14 protein-coding genes and 1 pseudogene are annotated in these 13,552 nt (G+C 61.4%); 12 read left to right on the top strand and 3 right to left on the bottom strand.

Annotated elements, in window-relative coordinates:
- The first annotated feature begins 18 nt into the window (after window positions 1-18).
- Together AC2FLX_RS00075 and AC2FLX_RS00070 are read left to right on the top strand one after the other, a co-directional pair.
- Window positions 19-1,143 (top strand): SPFH domain-containing protein, encoded by a 1,125-nt coding sequence (locus AC2FLX_RS00075; protein WP_496807650.1) that lies wholly within the window; start codon window positions 19-21, stop codon window positions 1,141-1,143.
- Window positions 1,144-1,376: 233 nt separating this feature from the next.
- Window positions 1,377-2,510, top strand: a complete 1,134-nt coding sequence (locus AC2FLX_RS00070) for a TFIIB-type zinc ribbon-containing protein (protein ID WP_496809602.1) — start codon at window positions 1,377-1,379, stop codon at window positions 2,508-2,510.
- Between the two features lie 81 nt (window positions 2,511-2,591).
- On the opposite strand, the gene AC2FLX_RS00065 is transcribed toward AC2FLX_RS00070, so the two are convergent.
- A complete protein-coding gene (locus AC2FLX_RS00065) occupies window positions 2,592-3,011 on the bottom strand; it encodes an Hsp20/alpha crystallin family protein (RefSeq protein WP_496809603.1) in 420 nt (139 codons plus the stop codon).
- A 147-nt stretch (window positions 3,012-3,158) separates the two neighbouring features.
- On the opposite strand from AC2FLX_RS00065, the gene AC2FLX_RS00060 reads away from it, so the two are divergent.
- From AC2FLX_RS00060 to AC2FLX_RS00015, 10 genes are all read left to right on the top strand, one after another.
- On the top strand, window positions 3,159-3,827 hold the full coding sequence (locus tag AC2FLX_RS00060; RefSeq protein ID WP_480751178.1) for a nitroreductase: 669 nt from the start codon (window positions 3,159-3,161) through the stop codon (window positions 3,825-3,827).
- Entirely contained in the window at window positions 3,824-4,726 is a 903-nt protein-coding gene (locus AC2FLX_RS00055) for a carbohydrate kinase family protein (RefSeq protein ID WP_496809604.1), read from the top strand. The genes AC2FLX_RS00060 and AC2FLX_RS00055 overlap by 4 nt, the downstream gene beginning before the upstream one ends.
- Window positions 4,714-5,151 (top strand): D-aminoacyl-tRNA deacylase, encoded by a 438-nt coding sequence (gene dtd / locus AC2FLX_RS00050; protein ID WP_480751146.1) that lies wholly within the window; start codon window positions 4,714-4,716, stop codon window positions 5,149-5,151. The genes AC2FLX_RS00055 and dtd overlap by 13 nt, the downstream gene beginning before the upstream one ends.
- On the top strand, window positions 5,148-6,254 hold the full coding sequence (locus tag AC2FLX_RS00045; RefSeq protein WP_496809605.1) for a glycerate kinase type-2 family protein: 1,107 nt from the start codon (window positions 5,148-5,150) through the stop codon (window positions 6,252-6,254). The genes dtd and AC2FLX_RS00045 overlap by 4 nt, the downstream gene beginning before the upstream one ends.
- A 51-nt stretch (window positions 6,255-6,305) precedes the next feature.
- Complete coding sequence (locus tag AC2FLX_RS00040; RefSeq protein WP_480751150.1) at window positions 6,306-6,644, top strand: hypothetical protein; 339 nt, start codon at window positions 6,306-6,308, stop codon at window positions 6,642-6,644.
- Window positions 6,645-6,828: 184 nt separating this feature from the next.
- Window positions 6,829-8,412, top strand: a complete 1,584-nt coding sequence (locus tag AC2FLX_RS00035) for an ABC transporter substrate-binding protein (RefSeq protein ID WP_480751152.1) — start codon at window positions 6,829-6,831, stop codon at window positions 8,410-8,412.
- 15 nt (window positions 8,413-8,427) lie between these two features.
- The gene (locus AC2FLX_RS00030; RefSeq protein WP_480751154.1) at window positions 8,428-9,384 is read left to right on the top strand and encodes an ABC transporter permease; all 957 of its coding nucleotides are present in this window, start codon (window positions 8,428-8,430) and stop codon (window positions 9,382-9,384) included.
- Complete coding sequence (locus AC2FLX_RS00025; protein ID WP_480751180.1) at window positions 9,384-10,199, top strand: ABC transporter permease; 816 nt, start codon at window positions 9,384-9,386, stop codon at window positions 10,197-10,199. The genes AC2FLX_RS00030 and AC2FLX_RS00025 overlap by 1 nt, the downstream gene beginning before the upstream one ends.
- Window positions 10,196-11,833 carry an ABC transporter ATP-binding protein gene (locus tag AC2FLX_RS00020; RefSeq protein ID WP_480751156.1) on the top strand — a complete coding sequence of 546 codons (1,638 nt, stop codon included), beginning with the start codon at window positions 10,196-10,198 and terminating at the stop codon, window positions 11,831-11,833. Before AC2FLX_RS00025 ends, AC2FLX_RS00020 begins: the two co-directional genes overlap by 4 nt.
- Window positions 11,834-11,973: 140 nt before the next feature.
- Window positions 11,974-12,810: an alkaline phosphatase family protein gene (locus AC2FLX_RS00015; protein ID WP_496744982.1), complete on the top strand. Its 837-nt coding sequence runs from the start codon at window positions 11,974-11,976 to the stop codon at window positions 12,808-12,810.
- A 220-nt stretch (window positions 12,811-13,030) separates the two neighbouring features.
- Here the strand turns inward: AC2FLX_RS00015 and AC2FLX_RS00010 are convergent.
- Together AC2FLX_RS00010 and AC2FLX_RS00005 are read right to left on the bottom strand one after the other, a co-directional pair.
- Window positions 13,031-13,378, bottom strand: a pseudogene (locus tag AC2FLX_RS00010) (DDE-type integrase/transposase/recombinase); the annotation flags it as partial.
- Between the two features lie 7 nt (window positions 13,379-13,385).
- Entirely contained in the window at window positions 13,386-13,517 is a 132-nt protein-coding gene (locus AC2FLX_RS00005; protein ID WP_496744987.1) for a transposase, read from the bottom strand.
- Window positions 13,518-13,552: the final 35 nt, after the last annotated feature.

Raw genomic sequence — 13,552 nt, 5'->3', positions numbered from 1 at the left:
TTTGACAGGAGAAAACCCATGGGAATTTTCGATTTTCTGACCGGTGAGTTCATCGATGTCATTCATTGGGTGGACGACACTCGCGACACAATGGTCTGGCGGTTCGAGCGTGAGGGGCATGAGATCAAGTACGGTGCCAAGTTGACCGTGCGCGAGGGGCAATCGGCGGTGTTTGTACATGAAGGGCAACTGGCGGATGTGTTCACGCCCGGCCTGTACATGTTGGAAACCAACAACATGCCGATCCTGACCACCTTGCAGCACTGGGATCACGGCTTCAAAAGCCCTTTCAAATCCGAGATCTATTTCGTCAACACGACGCGTTTCAATGATCTGAAATGGGGCACCAAGAACCCGATCATGCTGCGTGATCCGGAGTTTGGTCCCACCCGCATTCGCGCCTTTGGCACCTATACAATTCGGGTCAAGGACCCGGCGCGGTTCCTGGTGGAAATTGTCGGTACCGATGGCGAATTCACCATGGACGAGATCAGTTTTCAGATCCGCAACATCATCGTTCAGGAATTTTCCCGAGTGATCGCAGGCTCGGGAATTCCGGTTCTGGACATGGCGGCCAACACCGCCGATCTGGGCAAGCTGATCGCTGCCGAAGTGTCGCCGGTTCTGGATGCCTATGGCCTGGAAATGCCTGAATTCTATATCGAAAACATCTCGCTGCCACCTGCTGTCGAGGCCGCTTTGGACAAGCGCACGTCGATGGGGTTGGCGGGTGATCTGGGCAAGTTCACCCAGTATTCGGCAGCCGAAGCGATGACCGCAGCGGCCAGCAATCCCGGTCAGGGCGGCGGCATGGGCGCCGGTCTTGGCATGGGAATGGGTATGGCGATGGCGCAGCAGATGGCGACCAGCCAGCCGCGCGGCCCATGGGGAGCGCCTGCCGCAGCTGCGCAAGCGGCTCCGCCGCCGCCACCTCCGGTCGAACATGTCTGGCATGTCGCGGTGAATGGAGAGACCTCTGGGCCGTTCTCGAAGGCCAGGCTGGGACGGATGGCGGCGAATGGAGAGATCACGCGCGACACTTATGTCTGGACTGCAGGTCAGGACGGCTGGAAACGGGCGGAAGATGTGCAGGAACTGGCACAGCTTTTCACCGTCCTGCCACCCCCGCCGCCGGGTGCGTGACGGAAGCAACATCCAGATGCGTAGCTGCGAAGTGTTCATTTTGTACTGATTTTGAGGGGGTAGTTGTGCGAATTGTACAACGCATATCGGGACCCTTGGCGGGCAGTTCGTTTGAGGTGGCTCGCATTTCCGTGATGCTGATGGCGCTGCTTCACGCCGTCGTCGCCATCTGGCACCAGGCCGCCAGAAAGGACTGCACCATGACCCGGATGACAAAGGCAAAGGCCTGACCCATGACCGCTGCTCCACCGCCCCCGCCAACCGACACCTCTGGTCCTGCCGTGCAGGAGCATCGCTTTCCCTGCGCGCAATGCGGGGCGGATTATCGGTTCAATCCGAAACAAGGGGCGTTGGTGTGCGACCATTGCGGCCATTCCGAAGCCATCGGCGCCGGTCCCTGGGGCGGGGCCAGCTTGCGCGAACTGGATTTCGATGTGGCCCTGGCCGAACGCCTGCCCGATGCAGAGATGGAAGAAACGCGGGTGCTGGCCTGTCCCAACTGTGCCGCCCAGGTCGAGTTCGATCCGGATACCCACGCCGCCGAATGCCCGTTCTGCGCGACGCCGGTCGTGACGGGAACCGGTATTCACCGGCATATCAAGCCGCGCGGCGTGCTGCCGTTTGCGTTGGATGAGCGCACGGCGCACAAGGCCATGTCGGATTGGCTGGGCCGGTTGTGGTTCGCCCCCAGCGGCCTGAAGGAATACGCGCGAAAAGGCCGCCGGATGGAGGGGATATACGTTCCCTACTGGACGTTCGATGCCGACACGAAATCGGCTTATCGGGGTGAACGCGGAGACGTCTATTACGAAACCCGTACCGTCATGCGGGATGGAAAGCGGGTGCAGCAGCAGGTTCAGAAAGTACGCTGGTCATCCAGATCCGGGCGCGTTGCGCGGTTCTTTGACGACGTGCTGGTGCTGGCGTCCACATCCCTGCCCAAAAGCTATACCGACGCGCTGCAGCCGTGGGACCTGCCTGCGTTGGAACCCTATCAGCCCGAATACCTGGCCGGTTATCGGGCCGAAGCCTATACCGTCGGGCTGGCCGACGGGTACGCCGAGGCGCGGGCCCATATGGCGCGCGTGATCGAACGCGACGTCAGATTCGACATAGGCGGCGACCGACAGCGGATCCACGGCATCGAAACCGATGTGCGCGACGTCACCTTCAAACATATTCTGCTGCCGGTGTGGATGGCGGCCTATAAATATCGCGGCCAGACCTATCGCTTTGTCATCAACGGCAGAACAGGGCAGGTTCAGGGAGAACGCCCCTGGTCGGCGATCAAGATCACCATCGCGGTTCTTCTGGGCCTGCTTGTCGCCGCCGGGATCGGCTATCTGACGGCAACCGGCCAACAGTGAAACGGCGTGTTCCCATGTAAAGGGCATTGGCAGGGAATACCGCCAATGCCCGGGTTTCACCTTTGGCCTTGCCGCCAGCCGTCAGTTGCGCGAAATCTCGATCTTTTTCGCCGTTTCGGCTTTTTCAGCGGGCCTTTTCGGCACTGTCACATGCAGCACACCGTCTTTCATCCTGGCGCTTGCCTTGGCGGCGTCGGCGTCATCAGGCAACCGGAAGGACCGGCGGAAAGCGCCGTATTGACGTTCCGAGAAGTACCAGGTGTCACCCTTTTTCTCCTCGTGGGTTTTTTTCTCGCCCCGGACGGTGACGACGCCTTCTTCGACGGTCAGTTCGATATCCTCGTCCGACACGCCCGGAAGCTCCATCGATATGTCATAGGCATTGTCGTTGCCCGATGCCTCGGTCGCCGGGCTGAGCCAGTCGGCCAGTTTTGCACCGAAGTGCCGGAACGGGTCATAAAGCGAGGGCCAGAGGCCCGCGTGATCGGATTTTTCAACCATGTTCAGTCCTCCATTTTGCGTTTATCGGATTATCGCACAAAGCGCCGGGTTGCGCCTTGATGCGCCTCAAGATCCGGCAGGACTGTCCGCTTGCGCCGAAGCGAATCTGCGGCCATTCTGCGCCGCGACATGAAGGGGGTGCGGCGCATGACATTGGCGGTTCTGGATGAGTTGTTGGCCCAGCGGCATTCCTGCCGCGCCTTTCGCCCGGACCCGGTGCCGCGAACGGATATCGAGCAGATACTGAACAGTGCGCGCAAGGTTCCCAGCTGGTGCAATGCGCAGCCCTGGCAGGTCATCATAACCTCGGGCGACGAGACCGAAGCCTTTCGCACCGCCCTGCAGCAGGAGGCGCAAACCGCGCCCGTCACCCCTGACCTGCCGTTTCCCAGTTCTTATTCCGGTGTCTATCTGGACCGTCGCCGCGCCTGCGGCTGGGCGTTGTATGAAGCGGTCGGCGTGGAAAAGGGCGACCGCGCGGGATCGGCCCGGCAGATGATGGAGAATTTCGCCCTGTTCGGGGCGCCGCATTGTGCGATCGTGTCAAGCCCGGCGGAGCTTGGGGGCTATGGCGCGATGGATTGCGGCGGGTTCGTGACGGCCTTTGCCCTGGCCGCCCGGGCCCTGGGGGTTGCGACCATTCCGCAGGCGGCGGTCGCCTCGTACGGGCCGTTCCTGCACCGGTATTTCGGCATCGGCGACGACCGGCTGGTTCTGTGCGCGATTTCCTTTGGCTATCCGGACCCCGATCACCCCGCCAACGCGTTCAGAACGCCTCGTGCGGGGGTGGAGGACTTTGTCGATTGGCGCGGATGAGCGGCCCCTTGATCCTGTGCTGCGGCGAGGCGGTGCTGGACCTTGTTCCGGTGCGGCTTGAAGGCGGGGACGACGGGTTTCGCCCGGTTCCCGGCGGGGCGGCGGTCAATACGGCGGTGGCACTGGCGCGACTTGGGGTTTCATCCGGGTTTTTCGGAGCACTTTCGACCGACCCGATGGGCGAGCGGCTTGGGGCGCATCTGCGGCGCGAGGGGGTCGATGCAGGGTTTGCGGTCAGGCTGGATGCGCCATCCACCGTTGCCTTGGCGCACCCTTTGCCGGATGGAACGCGGTTCGATCTGTTCGATGACGGCAGCGCCGGGCGTGGGCTGAGGCAGGTGCCCGATCTGCCCGATGATGTCGGGGCCATGGTCTTTGGGGGCGTGAGCCTGATCCACGCGCCGTCTGCCGAGGTTTTCGCCGGGCTGGCGCAGACGGCCCGGGGGCCGCTGATCTGGCTGGACCTGAACATCCGGCCCGGCCTTGTGACCGACGACAAGGCCTATCGCGCGCGGTTGGCGCGGCTGATCGGGGCCGCGCATGTGGTCAAGGTGTCGGACGAGGATCTGGACTGGTTCGGCCCCCTGCCCCCGCTGCGCGCGGAACAACTGATGATACGGACCCATGGCGCGCGGGGGGCGACCGTGCGACTGGGCCCGCACGAGCTCAGCGAGGCCGCGCCCGAGGTCAAGGTGAGCGACACGGTGGGTGCCGGCGACATATTCACGGCGGGGTTTCTGGCGTATGTGTACTGGCGGCGGCAATTGCGCACGCCGCTCGGTCTGAGCGGTGACGCGTTGCGCGGGGCGCTGCGCGCCGGTATCCGGGCCGCCAGCCTGAGCGTCGCGCGTCCGGGCGCGGAGGCACCCGAATTGGAGGAGATGGAATGCGTGCTTTGATCCAACGTGTGACGCGGGCGGCGGTGTCGGTCGATGGCGCGGTGATCGGCAAGACCGGACCGGGCCTGATGATACTGGTTTGCGCAATGCAGGGCGACGGCGAGGCGCAGGCGGATCAGCTGGCCGCGAAGATTTCCAAGCTGCGCGTATTCAAGGACGAGGCAGGCAAGATGAACCGCTCGGTTCTGGATATCGGCGGCTCGGCCCTTGTGGTCAGCCAGTTCACGCTGGCGGCCGATACATCGCGCGGGAACCGGCCCGGATTCTCTGCGGCGGCCGCGCCCGACGAGGGAGAGCGGTTGTATGAGTATTTTGCCGCAAAAATCGCCTCGCACGGCGTTCCTGTCGAGACCGGGCAGTTTGGGGCGGATATGGCGGTGGAACTGGTCAATGACGGCCCGGTGACGATCTGGATGGACATATGAACAAGGCACGGGAAACGGCGCGATCGATCTGGCAGGCCGGTGTGGATGCGGTCGGAGGCTACAAGGCGACCGAAACCGCCCTTGCGGACATGGCACGGCCCGACCGGATTCTGGCGGTCGGCAAGGCGGCGGGCGCGATGGCGCGGGCCGCTTTGGACCGGTTCGGAGACCTGCCCTGTCTGGTCGTTACCAAGGATGGCCATGGCGACAGGTTGCCAAGGCATGTGCACCTGATCGAGGCCTCGCATCCGGTGCCCGATGTCCGCAGCCTGGCAGGTGGCCGGGCATTGCGCGAGGCGGTGGAGCAGATGGCGCCGACAGAGCGGTTGCTGCTGCTGGTCTCGGGCGGCGCCTCGTCCCTGGCCGAGGATCTGGTGCCCGGGAAGACGTTGGATGACCTCTCGGCATTGAACAGGCGTCTGCTGGCGACCGGGTTGGATATCGGGGCGATGAATGCCGAGCGCCGCACGATGTCCCGCGTCAAGGGCGGCGGGCTTTTGTCTGGGTTCAAGGGCGCGCGGGTCGACGTTCTGGCGATTTCGGATGTTCCGGGGGATGATCTGATGGTGATCGGTTCGGGCATCGGCGCCCTGCCCGAATCCTGCGGATACGAGGCCAGCACCCGCGTCATCGCATCGAACGCGCATGCGCGGCAGGCGGCTGCGCAAGCCGCCGAAAGGTTGGGCCTTGCGGTGGCGGCGAATGAAGAGGCCCTGCATGATGAACTTGGGCGTCTGGCATCCAGCCTTGGTCCGCGCATCCGAGACATGGCCCGTGGCGTGATGATTTTTGGCGGCGAACCGACAGTGATGCTGCCCGAGCAGCCGGGGCGTGGCGGGCGGAATCAGGCGCTGGCCCTGGCGCTGGCCCGCGAGATCGCGGGGTGTGTCGGGATCACCGTGGTTGTTGGCGGCACGGACGGCACGGACGGCCCGACCGACGCCGCCGGAGCCATCGTCGACGGCAACATCTGGGGTGATGGCGCGGCAGAGGCATTGGAGCGGGCCGACAGCGGAACCTATCTGGAACAATGCGGGGCGCTGCTGAAGACCGGGCCGACCGGCACCAACGTCATGGACCTGCTGGTCGCAATCAGGGCATAGATTGGCGCGAATCCCCTTTCAGGCCGGCGACGTGCCTCTCAGAGTTCGGGGATGACCACCGGCAACGCGTTTCAGCGTGAAATCGAGAAAACTCCTGCATCGGGCATCGCGCGACCTGAGTGGCGACGGCTGTCTGCAAGACGATTCCGACAGGTGAATCATGGACACTCCGAACTGGCCGGGAACTGCATTCATGAATATAGTGGCTGCGTCAGCGGCATCACGAGGAACCTACGGGCAAATCATCCCTTCCCTGTTTCGCCTCACCGGAAATTGATGGCACATTTTCCGAAACGTGGGATTGCGCATTCACCCCTTCTATGCCGGACCAAGGAAAAAACGCTGGAATTCAGGCAGTTTTCATCTTGGCATCACGAAGAAAGCCTATGAAGCCGCACAGAGGTTCCATGAAAGAGGAAGACAACACGGAGATAACGCCACAATAAATGACATCTAACAGCAGGCAGGACGAAAGATTAGTGCTTGCCGGAGGATCGATATTCCGCCTACATTGACTCGTCCGTCAATAAAAAACGCCAGCGAATGGCACAGAATGCTCAATTGGGAGATACTTATGAACGAACAACTCACTCACATGACCGGTCAGGTGACCGCGGGCAAGCTGACCCGCCGCGAATTCATGGGGAAAGCGGCGGCGCTTGGCGTCTCGGCGGCCATGGCCAGCACGATGTTTGCGAATGCGGCCAAGGCGGCGGGACCGAACAAGGGCGGCGATCTGAAAATCGGCTCCATTGGTGGCGAATCGACGAACTCCCTCGACCCTGCATCCTATGCGAGCCAGGTGCCCGCTCTTAACGGCCGCCAGTTCGGCGACACCCTTGTGGTGGTTTCACCGGACGGTTCGATTGAATCGCGTCTGGCCGAAAGTGTTGAGGCCAGCGCAGATGCCAAGGTCTGGAATTTCAAGATCCGTCAGGGAGTCGAATTTCACAACGGCAAGACCCTGACCAGCGAAGACGTGCTGAAGACCATGCAGCGCCATTCGGACGAAAATTCGAAGTCGGGCGCCTTGGGCATCATGAAGGAAATCGAGTCGATGAAGGCCGATGGAGACACGTTCTCTGTCACCCTGAACAACCCGAACGCCGACTTGCCGTATCTCATGGCCGACTATCACCTGATCATTCAGCCGGATGGCGGCATGGACAACCCGGGCGCAGGCATCGGAACCGGCCCGTACAAGCTTGAAGTAGACGAGCCGGGTGTGCGTCACGCCTTCACAAAGTTCGAGAACTACTGGGCTGATAACGGCCATTTTGACAGCGTCGAGATTATCGCCATCAATGACTCCACCGCACGCACGGCAGCGCTGCAATCCGGACAGGTCCACCTGATCAACCGGGTTGAACCCAAGGTTGCAGGACTTCTGAGCCGCGCACCGGGCCTGACGGTGCAACCTACGACAGGGCGCGGGCACTATGTCTTTATCATGCACGGTGACACGGCACCATTCGACAACAACGAACTTCGTTTGGCTCTGAAATACGCCATCAACCGCGAAGAGCTGGTCGAGAAGATCCTTCAGGGCTATGGCAGCGTCGGCAATGATATCCCGATCAACGCGGCTTATCCGCTATTTGACGATACGATCCCGCAGCGTGCGTTCGACCTCGACAAGGCAGCCGAACACTACAAGGCATCCGGCCATGATGGATCACCGATCATTCTGCGCACCTCCGAAGTCGCCTTCCCGGGCGCAGTGGATGCCGCAGCACTGTTCCAGCAATCCGCTGCGCAGGCCGGTATCCCACTGGAAATTAAGCGCGAACCGGGCGATGGCTACTGGTCCGAGGTCTGGAACGTGCAGCCCTTCTGCGCTTCTTACTGGACCGGGCGCCCGGTACAGGACCAGATGTATTCCACCGCGTACCTTTCGACAGCCGATTGGAACGACACGCGCTGGAAGCGGCCGGAATTCGACGACATGCTGAACCAGGCGAAGGGCGAGCTCGACACCGCCAAACGCAAGGAGCTCTATTCCCAAATGGGTCGTCTGTTGAACGAAGAGGGTGGCCTGATCTGTCCGATGTTCAACCAGTTCATTGACGGTGTCAGCGACAAGCTGGCCGGTTGGGAAGCTGACCCATATGATGAACTGATGGGCGGTCAGGCGACTCGCAAGATGTGGTTCGCCTGACTCGGGTTCCTCAGAATGCACCCGATCATCAAACTGGTTTCCCAGCGCCTTGCGCTGGGACTCCTTTTGCTCATTGGCGCTTCGGCCCTGATCTTTGGCCTGACCGAAGCCCTGCCCGGAGACGCCGCGCAAGCCGTCCTGGGCCAGTCCGCAACCCCGGAATCCCTCGCCAACCTGCGCGAGGAAATGGGCCTCGACCGTCCTGCCCTGACCCGGTACTTCGATTGGTTGGGCGGCATCGTGCAAGGCGACCTTGGCCAGTCGCTGACCAACAAGCTGGACATCGCCGAAAGCATCGGCAAGCGGCTTGGGAATACACTGTTTCTGGCCTGCGTAGCGGCGATCGTATCGGTTCCGCTGGCGATCTTTCTGGGCCTGCTGGCCGTCCGGTATCGCAACCGCTGGCCTGACAAACTGATTTCTGCCGTCACCCTGACGACGGTTTCGATCCCCGAATTCCTCATCGGCTATGTGCTGGTCTATTTCATCTCGGTGAAACTGGGATGGTTCTCGTCGCTGGCGATGGTCAACGACTCCATGTCTTTCGGTGAAAGGCTTTACGCCATTGCGCTGCCCGCCTTGGTTCTGACGCTGGTGGTATTGGCGCAGATGATGCGGATGACGCGGGCGGCGATCCTGAACCTGATGCAGTCGGCCTATATCGAAACGGCCGAGCTGAAAGGGTTGTCCACCTTTCAGGTCATCGCCCGGCATGCGTTTCCGAACGCCATTTCGCCCATCGTGAACGTCGTCATGCTGAACCTGGCCTATCTGGTGGTCGGTGTTGTCGTCGTCGAGGTGGTGTTCGTCTATCCCGGCATGGGGCAATACCTTGTGGATGCGGTGACCAAGCGCGACGTGCCGGTTGTTCTGGCCTGCGGCGTGGTGTTCGCTGCCGTCTATATCGGCCTGAACATGGTGGCAGACATCGTGTCGATCCTTGCCAACCCAAGATTGAGGCACCCGAAATGATCAAGAATATTCCTCTTTCGGCGCTGATCGGCCTGTTCTTCACCGGCCTCTATTTCTTTGTGGCGTTCACGGCGCCGCTGATCGCCCCTTATGGAATGGCCGAGGTTGTGGGCGACGTGTGGGAACCCGCCAGCGCCGAGCACCTGCTGGGCACCGACAATATCGGCCGCGACCTGCTGACCCGCATGATCTATGGCGGGCGCACGACGATTTTCATCGCCGCGGCGGCGACGATCCTGAGTTTCGCGACCGGAACCTCTCTGGGGTTGCTGGCAGCGGTTCTGGGGGGATGGGCCGATCAGGTTCTTAGCCGGGCAGTCGATCTGGTGATGTCGATCCCGACACTGATTCTGGCGCTGGTGGTGCTGGCAATCGTACCCGTGACCGTCCCGATCCTGATTTTGGTAATGGGCCTTCTGGATGCGACGCGCCCCTATCGCCTGTCGCGATCCGTTGCCGTGGACATCAACGTGATGGACTATGTCGAAGCCGCAAAGCTGCGTGGTGAGGGCCGGGTCTGGATCATCTTCCGGGAAATCCTGCCGAATGCCCTGTCGCCCCTGGTGGCTGAATTCGGCCTGCGGTTCATCTTCATGGTGCTGTTCATTTCGACCCTGTCCTTCCTGGGACTGGGCGTGCAGCCGCCGCTGGCCGACTGGGGCGGCATCGTGAAGGAAAACAAGGACGGCATCGTCTATGGCATCGGAGCGGCCCTGTGGCCCGCAGTCGCCATCGCGACGCTGGCCATTTCGGTCAACCTTGTGGCCGACTGGGTGCTGAACCGCACCACATCGCTGAAAGGAGGCCGGGGATGAGCGAACCACTTCTCAAGGTCCGTGGCCTGAAAATCGGCGCGACTGTCTATCCGCCGGGCGAAAAGCCCCATGACATCGAAATCGTGCACGGGGTCGATTTCGACCTGGAACGCGGCAAGGTGCTGGGGCTGATCGGGGAATCCGGGGCCGGCAAGTCCACCATCGGCCTTGCCTCGATGGCCTATGGCCGGGGCGGGGTCAAAATCACCGGCGGCGAAGTCTGGGTGAACGGGCGCGATATCATGAAGTCGTCCCTGGGTGACATCCGCAACCTGCGCGGCGGCGAGGTGACATATGTCTCGCAATCCGCGGCGGCATCGTTCAACCCGGCCAAGAAGATCATGGATCAGGTTGTCGAAGCGGCGGTCGAGCACAAGAAATTCTCGCGCAAGCAGGCTGAAGCACGCGCGCGGGAACTGTTTGCCAAGCTGGGCCTGCCCGATCCCGACAATATCGGTGATCGTTACCCGCACCAGGTCTCGGGCGGCCAGTTGCAGCGCTGCATGACCGCGCTGGCGCTGTGTCCGGAACCCGATCTGGTGGTCTTCGACGAACCCACCACGGCGCTGGATGTGACCACCCAGATCGACGTTCTGATGGCGATCAAGGAAGCCATCGCAGATACCGGCGTGGCGGCGCTTTACATCACCCACGACCTTGCCGTCGTGGCGCAGGTGAGCGACGAGATCATGGTGCTGAGGATGGGCAATACGGTCGAATATGGCTCGACCGACCAGATCATCAACAACCCGCAGGAGGAGTATACCCAGGCGCTGGTCTCGGTCCGCTCCATCGAGCACGAGGAAAAACAGCCCACGCCCGAAGCGGTGCTGACCGTCGACGGGATCACCGCGCGGTACAAGGGGCTGAATTTCGACGTGCTGCACAACGTCAATGTCGAGCTTCATCCCGGGCAGACGCTGGCGATCGTGGGCGAATCCGGCTCGGGCAAATCCACGCTGGCGCGGGTGATCACCGGGCTGTTGCCGCCGCGCGATGGCTCGATCACTTTTGCCGGACGCAAGCTGTCGCGTGATCTGGCCGGGCGATCCCGCGAGGATCTGCGTGAGTTGCAGATGATCTATCAGATGGCCGATGTCGCGATGAACCCCCGCCAGACTGTGGGTACGATCATCGGACGGCCGCTGGAGTTCTATTTCGGTATGCGCGGATCGGAAAAGCGCAAGCGGGTCATCGAATTGCTGGACGAGATCGAACTGGGCGAAAAATTCATCGACCGCTATCCGGCGGAGCTGTCGGGCGGCCAGAAACAGCGGGTCTGCATCGCCCGCTCGCTGGCGGCCAAGCCCAAGATGATCATCTGTGACGAGGTCACCTCGGCGCTTGATCCGCTGGTGGCGGACGGCATTCTGAAACTGCTGCTGGATCTGCAGAAGATCGAGGATGTGGCCTATCTGTTCATCACCCACGATCTGGCGACGGTGCGCGCCATCAGTGACAGTATCGCGGTGATGTATCAGGGGCGCGTTGTCCGCTATGGCTCGAAATCGCAGGTGCTGAACCCGCCCTTTGACGACTATACCGATCTGCTGCTCAGCTCGGTGCCCGAGATGCATCTGGGTTGGTTGGAAGAAGTGGTTGCGCATCGCAAGATGGAGAGCGCGGGGAACTGATCCCGTTTCGAAAAACGTTAATCCCGGCTTTTGCCTGACGGCAGAGGTCGGGATTTTACCATTCGGGGCGTGAACTGGCAGGCCTGTGCGCCGCTCTTCGCTAGTCTCGGCCAAAACTGACCCTCGCAACGGAGCACGCGATGGACCGCAAATTGCTGTTGATCATTCTGGACGGCGTACCGTACCGGAATTTCCGCCGTCTGTTCGGCAATCTCGAAGGCTGGGTGGACAGCGGCGAGGCGCGGGTGTGGAAGCTGCGCGCGGTGCTGCCCTCGACTTCGGCAAGCTGCTATGCCTCGATCCATACCGGCGTCACCCCGCAGGAACACGGCTGTACCGGCAACGGCAACGTGTTTCGTCTGAACCACAAGGACATCTTTAGCCAGGTGCGCCAGGCAGGCGGTGTCACCGGCGCGGTCACGCACAGCTTTTGGTCGCAATTCTTCAACCGTCATCCGTTCGATTATGTCCGCGACATCGAATATGACGAACCCGAGAGCACGACCATCAATCATGGCCGGTTCCATTCGATGACCGGGTATGGCCATGCCAACCAGATGACGCCGTCGGATGTCGACCTGTTCGCGACACTGACCAATCTGTGTCTGCGCTTCGGTCTGGATTACGGTATTTTGCACACCTGCACGCTCGACAGTATGGGGCACCGCTTTTTCCACGAATGCGAGGAAATGGATCATGCCTGTTTTGTCATGGACGAGATGCTGGCCCCGTTCATCCCGCGGTGGCGCCAGTTGGGGTATGACGTGATCGTCACCGCAGATCACGGCCAGGACGAGCGTGGCCATCATGGCGGGCGCAGCGAGTTGCAACAGGAAACGGCGCTCTATTACTTCGGGGATGCCGACGGGCCGGAACCGGTTGCGGTGATCGACCAGTTGCAACTGGCACCGACTGTTCTGGACCGGCTGGGGGCGCCCATTGCCGATACCATGAAGGCAAAGCCGTTCTTATCGTGACCCGCTTTCAACTGGCGCTGGAAAGGCGATTGCAACGCCTTTCCCGTAAGCGTCCGATGAACCCGACCTAGCAACTGTATTTCTCAGGCGGTCTGAGCCGACCAGTTTTGCCGAGATTTTAGGAGTGCGTTCGCGATTGTAACGAGCTTTCTAGCGACTGCTGTGATGATGACTTGGGGTCGTGGACCTGTCCCGTTTTCGTGCCGCCCCAGGTGCTCGTTTAAGCCACTTTCCTTTCGAATGCGACCGGGCTTTTCCAGCCGAGGGCTGAGTGCCGCCTTCGCGGATTGTAGAAACCGTTGATGTATTGGAAGATGGCCAGTTCCGCATCTCTGCGCGTCTGCCACGACCTGCGCCAGATCAGCTCAGCCTTGATCGTCTTGCAGAACGTCTCGACAGCGGAGTTGTCATAGCAGTTGCCTTTGCCGCTCATCGACACCTGGAACTCATGCTGGCGCAGGAGTTTTTGATAGTCGTGCGAACAGTATTGGCTGCCGCGATCCGTATGGTGGATGCAGCCTGTTGGTGGCTGTCGTAAGGCGATAGCCATCTTCAGTGCCCGGATCGCCCCCCTCTCATCGCCGCAAGCGGCGACTGCCGGGCAGGCCAACACCTAAATCGGATGCAACCTGCCTGCGCGTCAGCCCGCTCGTCAGCGCGATCCGCACCGCATCAGCGCGGAATTCGTCCGTCCGTTTCAGTCCCATAGTCAGTCTCCTTTGTTGCAATAAATGCTATCAAA

The sequence above is a fragment of the Ruegeria sp. YKSF57 genome (assembly GCF_059612585.1).
This window is presented reverse-complemented; position numbering and strand designations above follow the sequence as displayed.

What these genes read in the sequence shown, in the direction of transcription:
- AC2FLX_RS00075 (WP_496807650.1), top strand. Translation starts at nt 19, where the DNA reads ATGGGAATTTTCGATTTTCTGACCGGTGAGTTCATCGATGTCATTCAT.
- AC2FLX_RS00070 (WP_496809602.1), top strand. Translation starts at nt 1,377, where the DNA reads ATGACCGCTGCTCCACCGCCCCCGCCAACCGACACCTCTGGTCCTGCC.
- AC2FLX_RS00065 (WP_496809603.1), bottom strand. Translation starts at nt 3,011, where the DNA reads ATGGTTGAAAAATCCGATCACGCGGGCCTCTGGCCCTCGCTTTATGAC.
- AC2FLX_RS00060 (WP_480751178.1), top strand. Translation starts at nt 3,159, where the DNA reads ATGACATTGGCGGTTCTGGATGAGTTGTTGGCCCAGCGGCATTCCTGC.
- AC2FLX_RS00055 (WP_496809604.1), top strand. Translation starts at nt 3,824, where the DNA reads ATGAGCGGCCCCTTGATCCTGTGCTGCGGCGAGGCGGTGCTGGACCTT.
- dtd (WP_480751146.1), top strand. Translation starts at nt 4,714, where the DNA reads ATGCGTGCTTTGATCCAACGTGTGACGCGGGCGGCGGTGTCGGTCGAT.
- AC2FLX_RS00045 (WP_496809605.1), top strand. Translation starts at nt 5,148, where the DNA reads ATGAACAAGGCACGGGAAACGGCGCGATCGATCTGGCAGGCCGGTGTG.
- AC2FLX_RS00040 (WP_480751150.1), top strand. Translation starts at nt 6,306, where the DNA reads ATGACCACCGGCAACGCGTTTCAGCGTGAAATCGAGAAAACTCCTGCA.
- AC2FLX_RS00035 (WP_480751152.1), top strand. Translation starts at nt 6,829, where the DNA reads ATGAACGAACAACTCACTCACATGACCGGTCAGGTGACCGCGGGCAAG.
- AC2FLX_RS00030 (WP_480751154.1), top strand. Translation starts at nt 8,428, where the DNA reads ATGCACCCGATCATCAAACTGGTTTCCCAGCGCCTTGCGCTGGGACTC.
- AC2FLX_RS00020 (WP_480751156.1), top strand. Translation starts at nt 10,196, where the DNA reads ATGAGCGAACCACTTCTCAAGGTCCGTGGCCTGAAAATCGGCGCGACT.
- AC2FLX_RS00015 (WP_496744982.1), top strand. Translation starts at nt 11,974, where the DNA reads ATGGACCGCAAATTGCTGTTGATCATTCTGGACGGCGTACCGTACCGG.
- AC2FLX_RS00005 (WP_496744987.1), bottom strand. Translation starts at nt 13,517, where the DNA reads ATGGGACTGAAACGGACGGACGAATTCCGCGCTGATGCGGTGCGGATC.